Origin of the sequence: Candidatus Poriferisodalis sp., from assembly GCF_965208485.1 — a bacterium.
Classification (GTDB): Bacteria; Actinomycetota; Acidimicrobiia; order Acidimicrobiales; family Poriferisodalaceae; genus Poriferisodalis.
The window spans coordinates 1,716,200-1,737,226 of the sequence record NZ_OZ242344.1; the positions used below are offsets into that span (position 1 = coordinate 1,716,200).

Consider the following 21,027-nt stretch of genomic DNA (forward strand, 5'->3'; position numbering starts at 1 on the left):
CGACGCGAACTCTCTCAGGCGACGCGGGCGATCTCGCGCTCGGTGTAGGCCTCGATCACGTCGTCTTCCTTGAGATCGGAGAAGTCGCTCAAACCGATGCCGCACTCCATGCCCGCGGAGACCTCGGCGACATCGTCCTGGAAGTGGCGCAGCGATGAGATCGAACCCTTCCAGATGATCGTGCCGTCTCGCAAGAACCGGACCTTGGTGCCGCTGCGCACGTTGCCGTGCTCCACCACGCAGCCGGCCACCGGACCCACACCGGAGATGCGGAAGACCTGGCGCACCTGCGCCTCGCCCACCACGATCTCCTCAAAGGTGGGTTCGAGCAGCCCGACCATGGCGTTCTGCACATCGGAGATGAGGTCGTAGATGATCTCGTAGAGGCGGACCTCGACGTTCTCGGCCTCGGCAGCCTGGCGTGCATTGCGATCAGGCCGCACGTTGAAGCCGATGATCGTGGCCTCCGATGCCGCCGCAAGCTGCACGTCATTCTCGTTGATCCCGCCCACTCCGCGGCTGACGAAGGCCAGCTGGACGTCGTCGCGTTCGAGCTTGCGCAGGCTGTCGGTCACCGCTTCGAGCGAGCCATGGACATCGGCCTTGAGCACGAGATTGAGGGTGGCGGTCTCGCCGGCCTGCGCCTGCTTGAAGATGTCCTCCAGCTTGGCGCCGCCGCTGCCGCCCGCAGTGCCGGCCAGGCTGGCCTGACGCTGCCAGTGCTCGCGGGTCTCGGCCACCTTGCCGGCGGTCTTCTCGTCCGGCGCCACCACGAACAGGTCGCCGGCGCGGGCCACCTCGCCCAGACCCAGCACCTGCACCGGTGCGGACGGACCCGCTTCGTTGAGCGGATTGCCGCGATCGTCGGTCATCGCACGCACTCGGCCCCAAGCGGCACCCGCGACCATCGGCTCGCCGACAGCCAGTGTGCCCCGCTGCACCACCACCGTGGCAACGGGTCCGCGGCCACGGTCCAAGTGCGCTTCGAGAACGATGCCGACCGCGCGGCCGGTCGGATCCGCGGTGAGCTCTTCGAGCTCTGCCACCAGCAGGATCTGGTCGAGCAGTTCGTCGATGCCCTCACCGGTCATCGCCGACATGGGAACGGTGATCACCTCACCGCCGTAGGTCTCGGGAACCAAGCCTCGTTCCGCCAGTTGGGCACGAACGCGATCAGGATCGGCGCCTAGGCGGTCCATCTTGTTGATCGCAACGATGATCGGCACATCTGCCGCGCTTGCATGGTCGATGGCCTCAACCGTCTGCGGCATGACGCCGTCGTCTGCCGCGACCACCAGCACCACTACGTCAGTCGCCTGCGCCCCCCGAGCGCGCATCGCGGTGAACGCCTCGTGGCCTGGAGTGTCGATGAACGTGATCAGATGGTCGCCCCGCTTGGTCTGGTAGGCCCCGATGTGCTGGGTGATGCCGCCCGCCTCGCCCTCGGCGACATTCGAGGAGCGGATGCGGTCGAGCAGCAGCGTCTTGCCGTGGTCGACGTGGCCCATGACGGTGACGACCGGCGGGCGTGTGTGTTCGCCGCCTTCGGTGAGGTCGACCTCAAGAGCGCGCAGCAGCTCTTCTTCCTGCTCGGCGCCTGGCTCGGTGATGCGCACTTCCGCGTCCAGCTCGGCGGCGAAGAGTTCGATCATGTCGTCGTTGAGCGACTGCGTGGCAGTCACCATCTCGCCCTGCTGCAGCAGGAACCGCACGATGTCAGCAGCCGAACGGTTCAATCGTGACGCGACGTCCTGTGCCGTGGATCCGCGCTCGATGACGATCTCGCCCTCTGGAACCGGTGCATCCACCGGGGTGTAGGCGGTGAGCTGCTGCGGCTGCAGTTCTTCGCGCTGACGGCGACGGCGACGGCGCGGTCGGCCGCGTCCCCTTGGCGGAGCGCCTCGAGGCCCGCTTGGACGGCCGCCGGGCGGTCCCCCTGGACGGCCTGGGGCGGGGCCAGGATGGGGTCTGCCGACCGCTGGTGCTGCACCCCCGCGCGGCCGCTCACTGCCGCCCGCCGGTCGGCGGAATCCTCCCGGCGGACCGGTCCGGTACGAGTCGCCCGAGCGTGCGGACGTGCGTGGCGGACCCGGAGGCGGCGGGATCGGCTTGCCGGATCCCGAACGGGGCGCAACCGGCGGCGGCGGGATGGGGCGGCCATCGGTCGACTTGGGCGGCGCTGGCAGGCGGGGAGGGGGCAACGGCAGATCTGGCTCGATCGTGTCGGAAGGCACCGGGCCCCGCGGCGCGGGCGGATCGTCGATGCGTGCCACGGAACGCTGGGGCGGCAAAACAGAGCGCGCGGATTCCTGGCCGCTGGAGGTGACCAGACGTCTCGGCGGCGGCATCTCCGGCGGCGGCATGCCCGGCGGGGCCGGTGAAGCGTCGCCCTCGGCGACCGCAGACGGCGCTGGGGGGGCGGGCGCCTCGGCCGCAGGAGCGGGTGCCTGGGGTTCAGGCTCAGCGGGAGGCAGTTTCGCCGCTGCGGGGCGGCGGGCCGGGCGTGCTGGAGCAGGAGCCGGCCGGTGTCCGGTCGAAACAGGCACCGCACGCCGTGATGTCGGCGCTTGGGCAAGCTCCCTCAAACGTCCGGCCGCCGCCGTGGACTTCGCGGGTGCCTTGCGTGCCTCAGGACGCGGCTCGTCGCGACTCAATCCTTCGCGCGCCGCCCTGCGCCGGACGCGGTCCGCTTGGGCGTCTTCCATGCTGGACGAGTGCGTCTTCACTCCGATGCCCAGCGACTCGCACACGTCGAGCACCTCGGTGAGCGTCATGCCCAGCTCTTTGGAGAGCTCATGCACACGGACTTTCTTCGACAAGCGGTCGGTCTTTCTGTCGGGAGGTGGTGCGTCGCCCGGCGGGGCTGACGAAAGGTAACGAGGATGCGACGAAGCGGGCTATCGGCCTAGTACATCGTCGGATCCGATCAAAGGGTACTGGGGTCGGTGAGAGCCTCTGCGGGGAACTCCAAGGCAGCCTCGCCCTCCGGCGCCGCGTCGAGGGCACCGTTGGGAGCGCCGACGGCGGACTCGTCGAGCTCGGCCTGCTCAGTGGCGGCTTCGGACCACTGCCCCGCAGTGATCGCCTCGCTGCCGTCAGCCGGGACCCAAGTCTGCTCGCCGGTCTCAGCGTCGGTCACCCACTCGCCCTCGGCCCAGTCCTCGCCGCCATAGCCGGCCTCTTCCTCGGCGATCTGCGTCTCGCTCTTGATGTCGATGCGCCAGCCGGTGAGCCGGGCGGCCAAGCGAGCGTTCTGTCCCTCACGGCCGATCGCCAAGGACAGTTGATGATCGGGCACGATCACCTCAGCCACGCCCCTGTCAGAGTGGAAGCGAACCTCGCGGACCCTCGCCGGAGACAGCGCCTTGGCCACGAAGTCGTGCAGGTCGTCAGAGAACGGGACGATGTCGATCTTCTCGCCGCGCAGCTCGTTCACCACCTGGCGAACACGGCTGCCGCGGGCGCCCACGCACGCCCCGACCGGGTCGATATTGGAATCGTTGGACCACACGGCGATCTTGGTCCGATGCCCGGGTTCGCGAGCGCACGCCTTCATCTCCACGACGCCGTCGGAGATCTCAGGGACCTCCAGCTTGAACAGCTCCCGGATCAGCCCTGGGTGCGTGCGCGATACGACGATCTGCGGACCCTTGGCGGTCTTGCGCACCTCGACGATGTACGCCTTGAGGCGGCTGTTCGGCTCGGGCCGCTCATAGGGGACCTGCTCGGACTGGGGCAGCAGCGCCTCGACGCGGCCGAGGTCCAGCAGGGTGTAGCGCGCGTCGTTCTGCTGGATGATGCCGGTGACGATGTCGCCCTCGCGCCCAGCGTATTCGTCGTACTTCATATCACGCTCGACCTCGCGGATGCGCTGGTTGAGCACTTGGCGCACGGTCTGGGCGACGATCCGACCCAAGTCGTCCGGCGTGTCGTCCCATTCGCGCACCACATTGCCGAGCTCATCGACTTCCTGCGCGTACACCGTGATGTTGAACGACTCGTCGATGATGACGTAGGCCTGCTCGGCGGCACCCTCGCGGCGCTTGTACGCCGACTCGAGACCGTTGGCGACTGCCTCGAGAAGCACTTCGGTGGTCAGGCCCTTCTCGGCAGCGAGTGCTTGGAGCGCTTCCATGATCTCCGGGCTGTTCATCGTCGCTGCCTTTCTCTCGCTGTGCGGTCCGACTTGCTCTGAACGCTGCTGCCAGGGCCGGACTTCCTCGGCGGCCTCGCGCCCCACTCGAACGTGGTGCGTGCCTTGGAGATCTCGCGGTATGGCACTGTCAATGCTCGGCCGATGGATTCGAGCGAGTCCTGCTGGGAGCCTTCGACGCCCACGGACAGCTCTGCGACATGCACGGAGACTCCGCTGGCGTCGGCGTGGGTGATCTCACCGACGATGCGCCGCCGTGGCGACTCGCTGGTGCGGATCACGATCCGCTCGCCGACGGCCCCCGCAAAATGCTCCGGACGCAGCAACTTGCGCTCGAGTCCGGGGCTGGAGACCTCGAGCACATACCGTCCCTCAATCATGTCTGCGGCATCCAGCTCCGCTGAGAGCCGACGGCTGAGCCGGCTGAGCACGTCGACGCCGACCTCCCCCTCGGCGGCTGCGGAGACGAGCACCACGAGCGTCCCGCCTCGCCACTGCACGTCATACAGCGCACAGCCGACCTCGTCCGCTATGGGGCCTGCGAGCTCGGCAACCACCGACGGGTGGACACTGGTCTTGGGGGCGCGCGGGGCCGCAGTGGTGTCCGTCATCGCAACCTCCCTGTCCGCGTCGCCCTGGCCGACTTGGGGCTGTGCCAGCGGGGTAGCGCTGTCAGTCGAAGCGCGTGCACAAGACCCATGACCAGCCGAAACTGTCCTGAGAACCCCACGCTACCAGTGAGTTCGAAAGCTCAGATGCTGGCCTCGGATCAGAAGCCTGCTTCGACCAGCACCCCGGCAGCTACCGGCGCCGAATGAGGGCGACTCGTTCGGCCGCGTGATTGACATCGTCGCCTTGGGCGTTGATCAACGCTGCACGATCAGCTTCGGCTGCGTCGGCTGCACCTGCTTCGGCCCGCGCGAGCGCCGCATCCGCGCCGTCGGCCACCACGACCTTGGCCCATTCCACGAGCGCAGCGACCATGTCGTCCTCAGGAACGACCGCCACGACCTGTCCCTTGACGAACAGATGCCCGCGCGCACGTCCAGCAGCGATGCCCAGATCGGCGCTGCGGGCCTCGCCGGGTCCGTTCACCACGCATCCCATCACAGCCACCTGCACAGGCAGGTCGAGGTCCGCGAACGCCTCCTGGGCCTGCTGCGCAACGGCAATCACGTCGACCTCGGCGCGGCCGCAGGCGGGGCAGGCGACAAGATCGACGCCGCTTCGCTCCCGCAGCCCCAACGCTTCGAGCAGCTGCCGGCCGGCGGCGGCCTCTTCGACCGGGTCGGCAGTCAGGCTGTAGCGGATGGTATCGCCGATGCCCTCATTCAGCAGGGTCGCGATGCCTGCTGTGGCCTTGACGAGACCGGCGGGCGGAGGTCCGGCCTCGGTGACGCCGAGATGCAGAGGGAAGTCGAGTTTGTCGGCGAGCATCCGGTAGGACTCCACCATCAACGTCACATCGCTCGCCTTCACCGAGATCTTGACGTCGTTGAAACCCACCTCGTCGAAGTACCCGAGTTCCCGCTTGGCCGACTCGACCAGCGCTGTCGGCGTCATGCCGTAGCGGGCTTCGATATCGGGGTCGAGCGAGCCGCCGTTGACACCGATGCGAATCGGCACTCCACGATCGCGTGCTTCGGCAGCCACCGCCCGTATCTGATCCGGCTTTCGGATGTTGCCGGGGTTCAACCGCAGGCAGGCGACCCCGGCATCGAGCGCCCCCAGCGCGAGCCGGTACTGGAAGTGGATATCGGCCACCAGCGGGACAGGCGACCGCGGAACGATCTGAGCGAGCGCTTCGACGGCAGCGACGTCATTCGCTGCGCAGCGCACGATGTCGGCCCCCGCACCGGCCAGCGCATAGATCTGGGCAAGTGTTCCGTTGACGTCGAAGGTCTTGGTGGTCGTCATCGACTGCACCGAGACGGGCGCACCGCCCCCGACGGGGACCCCGCCGACATGCACCTGCCGGGTACGGCGCCGCTCGTAGCTGCGAGGTCTGCTCATGTCTGCGATGGTCTCACAGGTCGATCGGGTTGGCGATGTCGAGGTACAGCAGGCCCGCCGCCAACAGGACGAGCGCGGTGACCGCGACGGCAACCACAGGCGCCAACGCCTTGGGGTCCGTCATGTAGCGCTCCCGGCCCGCACGCTCACGCCAGCGTTCATAGGTGGCAACCGCGAGATGGCCACCGTCGAACGGAGGCACCGGCAGCATGTTGAACACTCCCAGGAACACGTTCACCAGCGCAAACATGAGCACTCGCTCTGACCATCCCAGCGACGCATGCGAGGCCAGGTGGACGATGCCGACAACCGAGACTGGCCGCGTCGCCAGATCGCTGCTTGCCGACGGATCGCCCGGAGGCGACACGATGCGGTCGACGATGTCACCGATGTTCGAGAAGAGCGCCCAGATGCCGTAGACCGAGTCGGCGATGGACTGCCCAAGGTCTCGCACTGCCCGAATCATTGCAACGGGCAGGCCGACCGTCTGGTAGTCGACGGCCTGAGATGCCCTGACGCCGAGGAAGCCCGACCCCGTCTGGGGGTGGGCCATCAGCGCCACCTGAGCGGTGAGGATGCTGCCATCTCGCTGAATGTCGAGTTGCACCTGCTCGCCGGGCCGTGACTGCACTTGGGCCATGAACGATTCCCAGTCTCGGGTGTCTGCGTCATTCACCGCCACGATCCGGTCACCCACCTCAATGTCGGCAGCACTCGCCGGAGTCACCACGCCGCCGGTCGTCGTGACGACCTCGGCAACCTGCCAGCGGTCTTCGTCAAGGACCGGGGCACCGAACACTGCGTGCAATGCCCCGAATGCAACTAACGCCAGCAAGAGATGCATGAGCGAACCGGCGCATACCACCAACGCCCGGCGCGGATAGCTCTTCACCCGGAAGGCTCGGCTCTCATCGGCCGGATCGACCAGATCGGCACGTGACATTCCGATGATGCGCACGTATGCGCCCAGCGGCAAGGCCCGCAGACCGTAGGTCGTCTCGCCCCGCCGGAAGCTCCACAGTCTGGGGCCGAACCCCAAGAAGAAGTCGGTGGCCTTCATGCCGACGGCGCGGGCTGTGACGAAGTGGCCGAGTTCGTGCATGAACAGCACACCGGCTAGCACCGCTGCAGCCCCGACGGCCAAGGGCCACTGCCATGCCAAGTAGCCCAGCGCGACGAGGGCCGCAGTCCGTCCGAGCCTGTGCATCGCAGGACTCCGCGCGGTCGCGTGCCCGCCCGTCTCCGATGGGTGCTCATCAGATGAGTAGCCCTTCATGCCGCAGTCCTGCTCACGGCATCGGCGGCATGGCGGCGACCCGCGCTGTCCGCCGCGATCACGGCTGCTGCGCAGTCTGCGGCAGCACCGTCGTGCTGTCCCATGGCGTGCTCGATGACGCCGGCGATCTCGTGCCACCGCAGCCGTCCGTCCAGGAATGCTGCGACGGCCTCCTCATTGGCCCCGTTCAGCCACGCCGGCGCTGTGCCGCCGGTTCGCCCTGCCTCGTACGCCAATCCCAAGCAGCGGAAGGTGTCGGTGTCGGGAAGCTCGAAGGTGAGGCTGCCGAGCCCGGCCCAGTCGACCGCTCCGAACGGCGTGGCAATGCGCTCGGGGTACGCCAAGGCGTAGCCGATCGGCAGGCGCATGTCCGGCATGGAGAGCTGCGCAACGGTGCTGCCGTCGCCGAACGTGACCATCGAGTGGATCACCGACTGGGGCTGGATGAGCACGTCGATGCGGCTGTAATCCACGCCGAACAGTTCGTGCGCCTCGATGACCTCAAGCCCTTTGTTCATGAGCGTCGAGGAATCGACGGTGATCTTCGGCCCCATCGACCAAGTGGGATGCGCGAGGGCATCCGCGACCGTGACCTCGCGCAGCTCAGCGGCGCTGCGGCCGCGGAACGGGCCGCCGCTGCCGGTGAGGATCAGCCGCTCCGGCGTCGAGGACTGGCCCGCCAGGCACTGGTGCACGGCGCTGTGCTCGCTGTCCACCGGGATCAATTGTGCACCCGGCTGAGACAGCAGCGGCTGCACGAGCGGCCCAGCGGCAATCAGGCTCTCCTTGTTCGCCAATGCCAATCGCCTTCCGGCCCGCAGCGTCTCCAGCGTGACGCTCAGGCCGGCGAATCCAACGACGCCGTTCACAATGACATCGGCCGTGTCCGCGAGGGCGGCGAATGCGTCGGGACCCGACACCACATCGACGCCCGCGGGTACTGCCGCCTTCAACTCTGATGCCAGTGCGCCCTCAGCGATGCCCACGATGGCCGGCCGGAACTCCGCGGCCTGCGCGGCGAGCTCGCCGACCGATCTGCGCGCAGCCAGCGCAGCCACCTCGAAGCGATCCGGCTCTGCGCGCACCACCTCCAGCGTCTGGACGCCGATCGAACCCGTCGAGCCAAGCACCGCGACGGTCGTCGCACCCACGGCACTACCCGAGGACAAGAACGTCGCGGGCCGCAGCAATGCGTGGTCGTGGATGCATCGACGTCGCGCTCACGGCGAGATGGCCAGTACGTTCGCGCCGACGAAGTAGGCGACCGGCAATGCGAAGAGCAGCGCGTCAAAGCGATCGAAGACACCGCCGTGACCAGGCAGCAGGCTGCCCATGTCCTTCACATCGACATCGCGCTTGACCAGCGACTGAGAGAGGTCGCCCAGCGGCGCAGCGAGCGCCACGGCAAGGCTCAGCCACAGCGAGTCGAGCAGGCTCCCAGTCCACGGGAACACGCCGGGGAATCTGTTCATGACAAGCGTGGTCACGGCGACCGAGAGCACGATGCCCCCGATGAGCCCCTCGTGGGTCTTGTTGGGGCTGATGCGAGGCGCGAGCCGACTCTGGCCAGTCGTGCGCCCGACCACGTACCCCCCGACGTCGTACACGACGGTGCCGATCACCGCCGCGATCAGCAAGGAGTCCCCATTCGGCTCGCGCAGAATCAGCGCGGCAAAGGAACCCAGCCCGCCGACCCACAAGAACCCTAGTGCCGTTATGGCCAGATTTGCGGTGGGGTGATCGCGCTCGATGCCGAACAAGAACCAGCAGAAGATCGTCACGGCGACGGTCGCCATGACGATCGGGTACGCCTCGATCCCCCGCAGGTGGACTCCGACGGTCAAGCCGCCGACTCCGACCAAGCCAGCCAAGGTCGCCGGCCGGTATCCCAGAGGCCGCGCCGCCCGGTAGAACTCCGCCGCAGCTAGCACCAGCACGATGGTGATGAGTGCGATGGTCGCTGCTTCGCCGAGCCGGAGCGCGCCGAAGAACAGCGCAGCCAGCGCGATGCCGACGGTGATGGCGGCCGGCAGGTTGCGGCCGCTGCGACCGGCATCAGGGAAACCGCTGTGCAGCACAGTTCGGGCTTCGTCGCTCACGACTCCACGCTCCTCGTAGTCCTGGCTTCCCTCGCGCCAGTGCGATGCGGACGCATCGAGCCGGGCCCATTCTGCAAAGCGATCAGGTTCGGATGTCGATGCACCGGCCTCCGACGGAAGCTCCGTCATCGTTGCCGCGTCGGTCTCGTCGATTTCGGCGACCTCAGCCGGTGCCGGTCGGACCTCAGGCTGCGGAGTCTGTGGCGTCGTCTCTTCGGGCGGGGCATCGAAGAGCGGTTCATAGCCGGACGGATCGGGATCGTCGGACGGCGCAGCGGCTTCGCGAGCGAGACGCGGGTCGTCGGGCAGCTGCGGGAACAATCGCGAACCTCCACGGCGCTCTCGTTCAGCGGCCGACGGAGAAGGCGCATCGGCGGAGGCTGATTCGAAGCGCACCAGCGGACGCGTCGAACCCAGCGTTTCGTCGGGGATCTCAGGGCTGCCTGCAGCATCGTCAAGGTCCTTCGGCGGATGCTCGCTGCTCTCGGACATCTACCTTCACACCTGCTCGATCAAACCTCGAGGAGTTCCTGCTCCTTGGCGTCCAGCGCCCGGTCAATGTCTCCCACAAACCTGGCCGTATCGGCGTCGAGCCCGTTCTCGAAGCTGCGCTTCTGGTCGGCGGAGATCTCCTTCTCCTTTTCGAGCGTATCGAGATCGTGACGAGCGCTGCGACGCAGGTTGCGCACCGCGACACGCCCGTCTTCGGCCATCTGTTTCACCACTCGTACCAGATCCCGGCGCCGATCCTCGGTCAGCGGGGGAAACACGAGCCGCAGGACATGGCCGTCGCTGGAGGGGTTGATGCCGAGGTCCGATTCCATGACCGCCTTGGAGATCGAATCCAGCGCACCACGGTCGAACGGCTGGATGACCAGCATGCGCGCCTCGGGCACCGAGAAGCCCGCGAGCTGCTGCAAAGGGACGTTCGCGCCGTAGCAGTCGACCTGGAGCTTCTCGACCAGTGCCGGGGTTGCCCTGCCTGTGCGGACGGTGGCGAAATTGGCACGAGTGTGCTCGACAGCGCCGCGCATTCGCTGGCGAGCGTCCGCACAGATTTCGGCGGCGAATTCGCTCACCCGATCAGCGTACTCCCGCGCACGCAAGCGGCATCGTGACCCCGTGCCGGAATGCGCTCCTGTTGCAGCTAGCGCACCAGCGTGCCGAGCGTCTCGCCTTCGACGACGCTCCGGAAGTTGCCTCGTGTCATCAAGTCGAAGACGACAATGGGAGTGGCGTTGTCCTTGCATACGGCGATGGCTGCGGAGTCCATGACGGCCAGCTCACGGGAGAGAACTTCGAGGAACGTGACCTCGCCGAGAAGCTCGGCGTCGGGATCAGTCTGCGGATCGGCCGTATACACACCGTCGATGCCCGAGTGCGTGCCCTTCAGCACGACATCGGCGTCGACTTCGGCCGCGCGAAGGGCGGCAGCCGTGTCAGTAGTGAAGAACGGGTTTCCGGTGCCTGCCGCAAAGATCACGATGCGCCCCTTCTCGAGGTGGCGAACGGCACGGCGACGGATGTAGGGCTCGGCTATCTGCGCCATTCCGATTGCCGTCATGACCCGTGTCGGCACATCACGGCGTTCGAGAGCATCTTGCAGGGCCAGCGCGTTGATGACGGTGGCCAGCATGCCCATGTGATCGGACTGAGCACGGTCCATGCCACCGATCGAACCCGCCATGCCGCGCCAGATGTTGCCGCCCCCGACGACCACCGCAATGTCGACTTCAAGAGAGACCCAGACATCGGAGATCTCCGACGCCAGCTGATCGACCAGAGACGAACTGACGTTGTTGCCCCCTTCGTCGGCGAGTGCCTCGCCCGACAGTTTCAGCACTACCCGCTTCCACGCCGCCGGCTTGCAGTGACGGGGGCGCAGCGGCTCTGCCTGCACGGCTTGACCGTCAGGCGGGACATCAGACAGGCCCGCAGTCATCGGCGTGCTCAGCGTCCGATCTCTACTTGGGCGAAGCGCGTCACGCTTGCCGAACCGACGAGATCGGCAATCGTCCGCTTCTCGTCCTTCACGAACTTCTGCTCCATCAGGGTGTGCTCGCGCAAGAAGCCCACCAAGCGGCCCTCCACGATCTTGCCCAAGGCCGCTTCGGGCTTGCCCTCGTTGCGGCTCAGGGCTTCGAGCGTTGCACGCTCGCGGTCGAGCACGTCCGCCGGCACGTCCGAGCGCCGGACATAGCTGGGTCTGCTGCTGGCGATGTGCAGCGCTACGTCGTGGGCTACCTCCGGTGACGCACCGTCGATCTCGACGAGCACGGCGTTGACGCCGCGGCCGTTCTGCTGATGGACGTAGGCGTCGAGACAGGCGCCTGCGGGCGCCTCGAAGCGCTCGGCGGCGCCGACAGCGATGTTCTCCTTGAGCGTGATCCTGAGATCGTCGATCGCTCCGGCGAATTCGGCGACAGCGTCTGTCCCGCCGCTGAGCACGGCGTCGAGGAGCTGATCTGCCATGGCCCGGAATCCGTCCGACTTCGCCACGAAGTCCGTCTCGCAGCGCAACTCGACGATGGCGCCCACCGAGCCATTGCCGCTGCGGACGACCCGGCCCACCACGACGCCGTCACTGCTGTCGCGAACTGTGCGCGCCGACGACGATGCAATGCCGTTCTCGCGCAGCCACTGGGCCGCGGCCGCGGCATCGCCGTCACAGCGGGACAACGCGTTCTTGGCATCCATCATCCCGGCGCCCGTGACCTTGCGCAACGCCTGGACTTCCTTCGCAGTGAACGCTGCCATGTCAGCTGGCTCCTTCCGGTCCGTCTGAAACGGCCGATCCGTCGGATGTGGTGAGGGACTCTGCTCCGCTGCCGGGACTGCTGTCGGTGCCGACCGGCTCGCCGTCACCGGGGGCATCAGGGGGCGGCGGAAGGCTCGCAGACGGGCGCATGTCGGGCACTGTCGCGGCCGCTGCTGCCTTGGCGGCCTGACCGGCTGCGATGCGAGCCTCCCGGGCAGCGGCCTCAGCGAGCGCCGCTCGCTGCGCCTCGGCCTGCTGCGCAGCGACCCGGGCCTCTTCCTCAGGCGAGCGCTCCCCCGCCGCCGGCACCGTCACCCCGCTGCGCTCGGCCATGAACTGGCCTTCCCGCGCAGCATCCGCCATGACCCGGCACAGCAGCTCGGTCGAGCGAATGGCGTCGTCGTTGCCGGGGATCACGTAGGTGATCGGGTCCGGATCGGAGTTCGAGTCGGCCACTGCGACGACCGGCAGCTTCAGCCGGACGGCTTCGGCTACGGCGATGTGCTCTTTGGGCGTGTCGAGCACGAACACGGCATCGGGCAGCTTGTCCATCTGGCGTATGCCGCTGAGGTTGCGCTGCAGCTTGGCGAGTTCGCGCATGTGCATGAGGGCTTCCTTCTTCGGCATGTTGTCGAAGTCGCCGACTGCCTGCATCCGCTCGTACTCGAGCATCTTGGCGACCCGGCCGCGAATCGTGCGGAAGTTGGTGAGCATCCCGCCGAGCCAGCGCTGGTTGACGTACGGCATGCCGCACGCAACCGCGTGACGCTGGATGGGGTGCTGCGCCTGACGCTTGGTGCCGACGAACAGGATCGTCCCGCCGCCCGCCACCGTGTCGCGTACGTAGGCATAGGCAGCTTCGATCAGTTGAAGCGTCTGCCGCAGGTCGATGATGTAGATCCCGTTGCGCTCGCCCCACAGGAAGCGTTCCATCTTGGGATTCCAGCGACGGGTCTGGTGGCCGAAATGGACTCCGGCGGTGAGCAAGTCGGACATGGTCACGACAGCAGACATGGGCGCTCCTCCCCACGGTTCGCGTTTCTGCACCGAGATCGACACCGCTGCAGGCAGCGGTGACCGTGGGGTCGTCCCGGCTGATCAGTCGTCGGGTGATTGCATCGCGGTCCGAGCGGCACCCGGCGTCTCGGGGACTCGGTCTCCGAAGACGTGGGCCTCACAGCACCGCAGTGCCAGCGCCGGAGTGTAACCAGCTCAGTTGCAGCCGGTACACGGAGACTGCAGGCAGCACCAGCCTCGGGCGCTCCCAGGAGAAGCGGGCGCCAGAGCTGCGACGGGGTCCGAAGATCTGCGCCGGGTCGAGGTAGGTCTCACCCCGGCGCACACCGACATGCAGCCGGTCGGACACGGTTCCGAGCCGCTGACCCTGCTGCACCCGTTCACCCCGGGCGGTCTCGATGGCGGCGACCCCTGAGTAAGAGACCCGCAGCCCGTCGGGATGGCTGACGGTGACGTGCAGCCGGCCGCCGACCGGGCCGGCGAAGCTGACCACGCCGTCGCGTGCCGCCCAGAACGGCGCACCCGGCTGCGTCGCGAACTCGAGGCCGCGATTGCCAGATCCGTATGGTCCCGACGGCAGCCGGAACGGATCGACGACTGTTCCCGACACCGGCCAGATGTAGGTCGGCGCCGGTGCGGATTGCGCTGAAGCAGGGGTGGCGCCGGCGATCAGCGCCGCTGCGCACACGGCCGCGAGCACCGCCGACGCATGCCTCAGGCGCGTGGGTGCGCCGACTCGTAGGCCTCTCGCAGGCGTTCCCTGCTCACCCGGGTGTATATCTGCGTGGTCGCGAGCCGCTGGTGGCCGAGCAGTTCCTGCACCACCCGCAGATCGGCGCCCCCGTCGAGCAGATGCGTCGCGTAGGTGTGCCGCAGCGCATGAGGATGGGTCGGTTGTGTCGCATGGCGGTCGAGGATCCGCTGCACGTCGCGGGGTCCCAGCCGGTTGCCGCGCAAGTTCACGAACAACGCTGCCGGATCGCGGTCGCCCGGGCAGCGCAGATGCTGAGTGTCGAAGTCGTCGCCGCCGCCGTTGCGCCACGCTGCGAGCATCTCGATAGACGGTTCGCTGAGCGGGACTCGCCGGTGCTTGCCGCCCTTGCCGACCACCTCGACATGCCGGTCGCCAGCCAAGCATGCGCCCCGGTCGAGCTGGCACAGCTCGGCGACCCGCAGCCCGCTGCCATAGAGCAATTCGAGCACGAGCAGGTCTCGCAATTCGGCCGCGTCGTCGGGCACCGTGCCGGCGCCCAGCATCTCGGAGACCTCGGCCGCCCCCAGTACGCGGGGCAGGCGTCCGGAGCCGGCGGGAGCAGCGAGCCCGATGGAAGGATCGGCATCGATCGCCCCGTCGCGCGCCAACCAGCCGAAGTAGCGCCGGAGCGCGGAGGCCTTGCGCGCCACCGATCGACGGGACAGGCCGCGTACCCCCAAGAAGGCGACGTAACGCCGCAGACGGCGCCGGTCGACGGCGCCGGGTTCGTCGAGGCCGGAGCGAGAGGCCCACTCGGCGAACTGGATCACGTCGGTCCGGTAGGCACGCTTGGTCGCCTCCGAAGCCGCCGTCAGCGACAGCACGAACTCTCCGACTCGCCACGTCGCAGGCGCATAGGTCACCAGAACCACAGTACCGATGGGTCATCGGGACTTCTCCCACCAGCCGCCGGTCTCGCTGACCCACCCCGACAGCTGCAGTCGTCCGAGCGCCGTCGCCAGATCGCCCAGAGGTGCGTCCACGCACAGGGCCAGCTCATCGACCGAGCGCCCCCCGGCGGTGAGTTCGTCCAGCAGCTCACGTTCGAGCGGGTCATCGGGCGGTCGAGCGATCGTTGCCGCAGCAGCGCCGCCCCCTGTGGCGCCTAACGCCAGCAGCACGTCATCCACACTGCACACAGGTGCACATCCGTCGGCCAGCAGTCGATTCGTGCCGCTCGAGGCGTTGCTGGTGATCGGCCCCGGAACGGCCATCACGGTGCGGTCGCGCTCGACCGCAGCCTCGACCGTGTACATGGAGCCGCCCGCGGGGCCGGACTCGACCACGATGAGCAGCTCGCACAGCGCCGCCACGATGCGATTGCGTGCCGGGAATTGCCACGGCGCCGGGTGCGTGCCGAGCGGGTACTCACTGAGCAGCGTGCCGTGCTCGCCGACGTCGGCCCACAGAGCGCGATTCGCGGTCGGATAGACACAGTCGAGCCCGCTGCCGACCACGCCGATCACGGGTCCCCCCTCATCGAGTGCTGCCCGCTGGGCGATGCCGTCGATGCCCGTGGCCAGACCCGAGACGACAGCGACGCCCTCCGCAGCGAGTCCCTCGCCGAGCAGCCGGGCAACGGTGCGCCCGTACGCACTGCACCGGCGAGTGCCCACGATGCCGACCCGCCGCAGGGAGAGGTCGACGGGCGCTCCCTGGCCGAACAGCACGGCTGGGGGTTCGGGATCGGTTTCCCACAACTCGGCGGCCCTGCCGCGGGACGGCAAGTGCAACCAGACGCTCTGCCGAGCATGTGCCTCCAGCAGATCAGCCCCGACATGGCGCCCACTGCGCGCTGCTTCGGCGATCGCTGCGGACGCACGCTGCTGCCAGGTCGCCGCCAACACCTGGTCCATGCCGCGGCATGCGCTCAGCGCGGCCAGCGTCTCAGCATTCCCGCACCGCAGGTCCTCGATGGCGTCGAGCGCGCTGCGGTCGCGCAGCAGGGCGCGCAGGCGCGCTGGACCGATCCGGGGCAGCGAGCAAAGCTCCGCCAGTGCGCCGAGCTCCGGGGCAGCGTCGCCATCGATCAGCGCGGCGTCCAGCAGGCCCGTCATCGCGCTGCGGCGGGTATGTGCAGGTTGCCGACGCTCGCACGCAGCGTCAGCGCTTCGTTCAGGCGCGCTGCGTCGATCAGCGGCTCCTCGCCCGCGAGGTCGCACAGCGTCAAGGCGACGCAACGGACACGCTTGAGGCCACGGCCGCTGAGCAATCCCTTCCGCAGGCGCCGACGCAGCTCGTCGCGGCTGGAAGCGGTGAGCGGAGCGTGAAGTTCGAGCAGCTCCCCCGACAGCTCGGCATTCGTCTCCACCCCGCGGGCCGCCGCTCGATCACGTGCTGCCGCCACCCGAGCGCCGACCGTCTCGGTGGACTCGCCGCGGATTCCGTCGAGCAGTTGGTCGGGGTCCGGGCGCTGCACCTGAACACGGAGGTCGAAGCGGTCAAGCAGCGGTCCTGACAGCCGCCGCAGGTACCTCAGCCGGATGTGGTCGGAGCAGCGGCAGGCATTGGGGCGACCCGCCTGCCCGCATGGGCACGGATTCATGGCTGCCACCAGCAAGAAACGGGCGGGAAACACGCATGCGCCCGACGCACGACTCACCCGCACTACGCCCTCTTCGATCGGCTGGCGCATCGCGTCGAGCACGCTCGGCGCGAATTCGCCGAGCTCGTCGAGGAACAGCACGCCGCGATGCGCGAGGGAGACCTCCCCGGGGCGGATCGCCGACGAGCCTCCGCCGATGAGCGCCGCCATGGTCGCCGTGTGATGCGGGTTCCGAAGTATCGGGCGGGTCGCGAGACCCGTCGGCAGCGGCAGTCCTGCTGCCGACTGGACCCGCGTCGCCTCGATGGCGCGCTCGCGGCTGAGCTCGGGCAGCAGGCCCACCAAGCGGCGTGCCAGCATCGTCTTGCCAGCGCCAGGCGGACCCAGCATCAGCAGGTGGTGACCGCCTGCTGCGGCCACCTCGATCGCCCGGCGCGCCAACGGCTGCCCGACGACATCGCCGAGGTCCGGCACTGCCGGCGCCGGCGGCTGAGGCAGAACTGCAGGCGGATCGGGCCATGGCGACTGGCCTGCCAGCACCGACGCCAACTCGCCTAGGGATCGTGCCGTGCGGACGGCGATCGGATCGACGGCCAGGGCAACGTGATAGGACTCGGGCGCAATCACGACGGCGCGATCGCGCAGCGCATCGACCAGCGGCAAGACGCCGACAACGGTCCGGATCGCGCCATCGAGGCCGAGCTCCCCGACGAACGCCTTGCCGTGCAGCGACTCAGCCGGCACCTGTTCGGTGACAGCCAGGAATGCCACGGCGATCGCCAAGTCCAGACCCGCTCCGCCCTTGCGCAGGCCCGACGGGGCCAGGTTCACCGTCACACGGCGCGGGGACCACTTGAGTCCGGACGACAGCACGGCAGCCCGAACCCGATCGCGTGCCTCGCGGCACGCTGCATCGGGCAGACCGACAATGGTGAACGAGGGCAGGCCGTCCGAGACGTGAACTTCGACGGTGACAACGTGTCCGTCCACGCCGACGAGCATCGCGGCGGTTGCAGCAGCCAGCATGGGCCTCCTCCAGCAGCAGGAATCGGACGCTGCTCGCAGCGAGCGCCGCCCGGGTTCTTCGAGGAGGCCCGCCGGGGGGCCACGATCAGGTCAGCGGGTCGTGCGGCGGCCGGGGAACTGTCCCCGCTGCCGCTGGGACCTCGTGGTGCACCGTAGATCACCGACCGTCGGCATGCACCATGATTTTCCGGTTGCCCGACACGGAGCCGGTGCGGCGATACTGCTGGGGTGGGCTACGACCCCTATCGAAAGCACCGCACGACACGCGTCGACTATGTGCTCGTTGCCGCTGCGACTGTCGTCGCAGCCGGGCTCGTCGTGTGGGCGCTGGTGGGCTGAGAGGCTGAGCCGCCAGATGCGGAAGCTGGAACCGGTGCCGGGCTTCGACGTGCGACGCGTGCAGCCCTATGAGGCAGCCAAGCGCTACACCTGCGGCGGCTGCGCCAACGCCATCGACAAGGGCGTGGGCCATGTGGTCGCGGTGCCGCTCGACGCGCCGGACCTGCGGCGCCACTGGCACTGGGGCTGCTGGTCAGCACGGCACCGGCGACGACCCGTCGGCTGAGCCCCACTAGAAAGCGCCGGTCAGGACCTCGACGGTCCGGCCCATGACAGCCGCGGCGTCACAGCGAATCGGCCCGCGCCAACCGCCTCGCTGGCGTACGTATTCCGCAGCCAAGCGGCGCACCTGTCGCTGTTTGCGAGAAGTGATCGCTTCGAAACCGGTGCCGAAGCGGCTGCTCGAGCGGGTCTTCACCTCGCACACCACCAACTGCGACCCGTCGGTCACGATGAGATCCAGTTCTCCCGCAGAGCACCGCCAGTTGCGGGCCAGCACGCGGTAGCCGCGTTCGGCATACCAACGCTCGACCAAGCGCTCTCCATAGCGTCCCAGCGCTTGACGCTGTGCACTCACCGGGCCGTCGCGCCCAGTTCGCTGCCGTGCCGCTGCGATATCGCTAGAAGCGCTTCTCGCGAACCCGGGCTGCCTTGCCCACGCGATCGCGCAGGTAATACAGCTTCGCCCGGCGTACATCGCCGACCGCGACGCGCTCGATCTTGGCAATCGTCGGCGCATGCAGCGGGAAGGTCCGCTCGACACCCACGCCGAAGCTGAGCTTGCGCACCGTGAACGTCTCGCTGATGCCCGACGATTGGCGAGCGATCACGTATCCCTCGAAGACCTGGGTGCGCCGCCGGTTGCCCTCTACGACCCGGACATGGACGCGGACGGTGTCGCCGGGACCGAACTCCGGATGGTCATCTCGCAGGCGAGGCTGGTCGACTGGATCGGTGCTTCCCATGACGGCCCGACTCCCGAGATCGGCGTGACGGCGACCAGTGGAGGCTAGTGGTCTGGCCCCGCATTTCGGCAGTGATCTCTCTGAGGGCGCGCGATGAACAGTTGATTTGAGGGGGGAATGTCCAGATCGAACTCCGCGAGGACTTCCCGGTCGAGATCGCTGATGCCCCGCTCGGCCAGCAGATCTGGGCGTTCTCGCGCTGTGCGGACGAACGCCATCGCCCGGCGCCAGCGGGCAACGCGAGCGTGATCGCCGCTGCGCAGCACTCGGGGCACGTCCATGCCCCTGAACTGCGCAGGGCGCGTCCAGTGCGGGTACTCCAGCAATCCTGCGGTGAAGCTCTCCTCCGAGCTCGAAGCGACGTTGCCGAGCACCCCTGGCACCAGTCGCGCGACCGCTTCGGTCACGACCATCGCCGCGAACTCGCCGCCGGCGAGCACCACATCGCCCACGGAGACCGAGCCATCGACGAGGTGGGTCCGAATGCGCTCGTCGACGCCCTCGTAACGGCCGCACAGCAGGCTGAACCCGCCCGTTGTCGCGAGCTCGGCGGCCATGGCCTGATCGAAGCGCCGACCGCCGGCGTCCAGCAGCAGCAACGGACGGAGCGGCGAGACCGCTTCGACCGCCGCGAAGACCGGTTCGGGCATCAGAATCATGCCCGGCCCGCCCCCATAGGGCGCGTCGTCGACAGTGCGATGGGCATCCGACGCTGCGAGGCGCAGATCATGGCACCGGATGTCCAGATGACCGCTCTGCCGTGCTCGCCCCAAGATGCTCAGATTGCACATTGCATCCAGCTCTGCGGGAAAGATCGAGAACAGATCGATGCGAAGACCATCGGCGTCATCGGACGCGGCGGCGACCTCAGCGCTCGTCGAGCTCGAAGAGCCCATCGGGCACCTCCACGTACACCACACCGGGCTCGCAGCGCACGATGAACGTCAACGGCACCAAATCGCCCGTGTCCAGCTCAAGCAGATCCGCCGCCGGATTCGCCACGACGGCAGTGACGACACCGGTACGGTTGCCCCGCTGATCGACGACGGTGGCACCGCACAGCTCATGCACCCAGAGTTCGTCGGGGTCATCCAGCGGCTCGGCGTACACGGTGGTGCCGGTCAGTGCCGCGGCTGCATCGCGGTCGTCGATGCCCTCGAAGCGGACCAGCCAGCGATTGCCGTCGGGACGGGCGGATGCGACGGCTCTGGGACCCGCCGCGGTGACGAGCACCGAACCGTCGTCGAATCTCTCGAGACGATTGGTGACCGGGTACAGGGCAACCTCGCCCCGCACTCCGTGCGCGCGTCCGACCGCGGCGACTTCCAGCAGTCCTGACAGCGTGCCGACGTCAGTCCCGGAAGTCGACTTCGACTTGAACGCCATCGCGATGGGCAGCAGCGCGCACCAGCGTGCGGATGGCGTTGGCGACGCGTCCTCGCTTGCCGATGACCCGACCGATGTCCTCAGAGCTCACGGTCGCCGTCAGGCTCAGCTTCGATCCCGACTCGGCGATCTCGACTTCGACCTGATCGGGATGCTCGACGAGTTGGGCGATGAGATAGAGCAGCACCTCTTCGGCAGTGGTGGTCTCGGCTTCGGCAGTTGCGTGTCCTTCGTTCATCGGGCCTCCTCGCTGTCCGGCGATTCGCCTTCTGCGTCCGCCGCTTCCGCCGCTGCTGCCGGATCGTCGCCCTCGCCTGGGCTGTCGAGAACCAGATCGGGCTCGGGGGCCGCCTGCGCCATGTCGGGCTGCGGCTCAGTGTCAGCGACAGCGGCATGGGGAACAGACGCTGCGCGGAATTCATCCCACGCACCGGAGATCGTCAGCAGCTTCGAAACGGTCTCGCTCGGCTGCGCCCCGTGACTGAGCCAATGAACGGCACGCTCTTTGACGATCGAGATCGAGGAAGGCTCCTGACGTGGATCGTACGCACCGATGACTTCCAGCACGCGGCCGTCGCGAGGCTTGCGGCTGTCGACGGCGACGATGCGATAGCTGGGCTGCTTCTTCTTGCCGGTGCGCTTGAGACGCAGACGAACGGCCATGTTGCTCCCGGTGAGGTGAATGCGAATGTGGAG

The 21,027-nt window shown here is 68.1% G+C and carries 22 protein-coding genes; 1 reads left to right on the forward strand and 21 read right to left on the reverse strand.

The window, feature by feature from the left end; all coding sequences use genetic code 11:
• Positions 1–14: 14 nt before the first annotated feature.
• The 15 genes from infB to ACOGXQ_RS07975 form a co-directional block, all read right to left on the reverse strand.
• On the reverse strand, positions 15–2,819 hold the full coding sequence (gene infB / locus ACOGXQ_RS07905) for a translation initiation factor IF-2 (RefSeq protein WP_419946861.1): 2,805 nt from the start codon (positions 2,817–2,819) through the stop codon (positions 15–17).
• A gap of 107 nt (positions 2,820–2,926) precedes the next feature.
• The gene (nusA, locus tag ACOGXQ_RS07910) at positions 2,927–4,153 is read right to left on the reverse strand and encodes a transcription termination factor NusA (protein ID WP_419946862.1); all 1,227 of its coding nucleotides are present in this window, start codon (positions 4,151–4,153) and stop codon (positions 2,927–2,929) included.
• A complete protein-coding gene (gene rimP, locus ACOGXQ_RS07915) occupies positions 4,150–4,764 on the reverse strand; it encodes a ribosome maturation factor RimP (protein WP_419946863.1) in 615 nt (204 codons plus the stop codon). The genes nusA and rimP overlap by 4 nt, the downstream gene beginning before the upstream one ends.
• Positions 4,765–4,954: 190 nt before the next feature.
• Positions 4,955–6,166: a flavodoxin-dependent (E)-4-hydroxy-3-methylbut-2-enyl-diphosphate synthase gene (gene ispG / locus ACOGXQ_RS07920; protein WP_419946864.1), complete on the reverse strand. Its 1,212-nt coding sequence runs from the start codon at positions 6,164–6,166 to the stop codon at positions 4,955–4,957.
• Positions 6,167–6,179: 13 nt separating this feature from the next.
• On the reverse strand, positions 6,180–7,442 hold the full coding sequence (locus ACOGXQ_RS07925; protein WP_419946865.1) for a M50 family metallopeptidase: 1,263 nt from the start codon (positions 7,440–7,442) through the stop codon (positions 6,180–6,182).
• Positions 7,439–8,593 (reverse strand): 1-deoxy-D-xylulose-5-phosphate reductoisomerase, encoded by a 1,155-nt coding sequence (dxr, locus tag ACOGXQ_RS07930; protein WP_419946866.1) that lies wholly within the window; start codon positions 8,591–8,593, stop codon positions 7,439–7,441. Before dxr ends, ACOGXQ_RS07925 begins: the two co-directional genes overlap by 4 nt.
• A gap of 69 nt (positions 8,594–8,662) precedes the next feature.
• On the reverse strand, positions 8,663–10,033 hold the full coding sequence (locus ACOGXQ_RS07935) for a phosphatidate cytidylyltransferase (protein ID WP_419946867.1): 1,371 nt from the start codon (positions 10,031–10,033) through the stop codon (positions 8,663–8,665).
• Positions 10,034–10,053: 20 nt separating this feature from the next.
• Positions 10,054–10,620: a ribosome recycling factor gene (gene frr, locus ACOGXQ_RS07940; protein ID WP_419946868.1), complete on the reverse strand. Its 567-nt coding sequence runs from the start codon at positions 10,618–10,620 to the stop codon at positions 10,054–10,056.
• A 68-nt stretch (positions 10,621–10,688) separates the two neighbouring features.
• On the reverse strand, positions 10,689–11,483 hold the full coding sequence (pyrH, locus tag ACOGXQ_RS07945) for a UMP kinase (RefSeq protein WP_419946869.1): 795 nt from the start codon (positions 11,481–11,483) through the stop codon (positions 10,689–10,691).
• 8 nt (positions 11,484–11,491) lie between these two features.
• On the reverse strand, positions 11,492–12,298 hold the full coding sequence (gene tsf / locus ACOGXQ_RS07950; protein WP_419946870.1) for a translation elongation factor Ts: 807 nt from the start codon (positions 12,296–12,298) through the stop codon (positions 11,492–11,494).
• A 1-nt stretch (position 12,299) separates the two neighbouring features.
• Positions 12,300–13,313 carry a 30S ribosomal protein S2 gene (gene rpsB / locus ACOGXQ_RS07955; protein ID WP_419946871.1) on the reverse strand — a complete coding sequence of 338 codons (1,014 nt, stop codon included), beginning with the start codon at positions 13,311–13,313 and terminating at the stop codon, positions 12,300–12,302.
• A 160-nt stretch (positions 13,314–13,473) separates the two neighbouring features.
• Positions 13,474–14,016, reverse strand: coding sequence for a murein hydrolase activator EnvC family protein (locus ACOGXQ_RS07960; protein WP_419946872.1), 543 nt, complete (start codon positions 14,014–14,016; stop codon positions 13,474–13,476).
• A gap of 14 nt (positions 14,017–14,030) precedes the next feature.
• Complete coding sequence (locus ACOGXQ_RS07965) at positions 14,031–14,933, reverse strand: tyrosine-type recombinase/integrase (protein WP_419946873.1); 903 nt, start codon at positions 14,931–14,933, stop codon at positions 14,031–14,033.
• A gap of 21 nt (positions 14,934–14,954) precedes the next feature.
• Positions 14,955–16,127: a DNA-processing protein DprA gene (gene dprA, locus ACOGXQ_RS07970; RefSeq protein ID WP_419946874.1), complete on the reverse strand. Its 1,173-nt coding sequence runs from the start codon at positions 16,125–16,127 to the stop codon at positions 14,955–14,957.
• Entirely contained in the window at positions 16,124–17,641 is a 1,518-nt protein-coding gene (locus ACOGXQ_RS07975; protein ID WP_419946875.1) for a YifB family Mg chelatase-like AAA ATPase, read from the reverse strand. The genes dprA and ACOGXQ_RS07975 overlap by 4 nt, the downstream gene beginning before the upstream one ends.
• Positions 17,642–17,996: 355 nt before the next feature.
• On the opposite strand from ACOGXQ_RS07975, the gene ACOGXQ_RS07980 reads away from it, so the two are divergent.
• Complete coding sequence (locus ACOGXQ_RS07980; RefSeq protein ID WP_419946876.1) at positions 17,997–18,206, forward strand: hypothetical protein; 210 nt, start codon at positions 17,997–17,999, stop codon at positions 18,204–18,206.
• A gap of 6 nt (positions 18,207–18,212) precedes the next feature.
• Here ACOGXQ_RS07980 and ACOGXQ_RS07985 read toward each other — a convergent pair whose 3' ends face one another.
• The 6 genes from ACOGXQ_RS07985 to rpsP all read right to left on the reverse strand — a co-directional run bounded on the left by ACOGXQ_RS07985 (position 18,213) and on the right by rpsP (position 20,994).
• Positions 18,213–18,515 carry a YraN family protein gene (locus ACOGXQ_RS07985; protein ID WP_419946877.1) on the reverse strand — a complete coding sequence of 101 codons (303 nt, stop codon included), beginning with the start codon at positions 18,513–18,515 and terminating at the stop codon, positions 18,213–18,215.
• 85 nt (positions 18,516–18,600) lie between these two features.
• Positions 18,601–18,945, reverse strand: coding sequence for a 50S ribosomal protein L19 (rplS, locus tag ACOGXQ_RS07990; protein ID WP_419946878.1), 345 nt, complete (start codon positions 18,943–18,945; stop codon positions 18,601–18,603).
• A gap of 44 nt (positions 18,946–18,989) precedes the next feature.
• Complete coding sequence (trmD, locus tag ACOGXQ_RS07995) at positions 18,990–19,841, reverse strand: tRNA (guanosine(37)-N1)-methyltransferase TrmD (protein ID WP_419946879.1); 852 nt, start codon at positions 19,839–19,841, stop codon at positions 18,990–18,992.
• Positions 19,813–20,331, reverse strand: a complete 519-nt coding sequence (rimM, locus tag ACOGXQ_RS08000) for a ribosome maturation factor RimM (protein WP_419946880.1) — start codon at positions 20,329–20,331, stop codon at positions 19,813–19,815. Before rimM ends, trmD begins: the two co-directional genes overlap by 29 nt.
• Positions 20,297–20,569: a KH domain-containing protein gene (locus ACOGXQ_RS08005; protein ID WP_419946881.1), complete on the reverse strand. Its 273-nt coding sequence runs from the start codon at positions 20,567–20,569 to the stop codon at positions 20,297–20,299. Before ACOGXQ_RS08005 ends, rimM begins: the two co-directional genes overlap by 35 nt.
• On the reverse strand, positions 20,566–20,994 hold the full coding sequence (rpsP, locus tag ACOGXQ_RS08010; RefSeq protein ID WP_419946882.1) for a 30S ribosomal protein S16: 429 nt from the start codon (positions 20,992–20,994) through the stop codon (positions 20,566–20,568). Before rpsP ends, ACOGXQ_RS08005 begins: the two co-directional genes overlap by 4 nt.
• Positions 20,995–21,027: the final 33 nt, after the last annotated feature.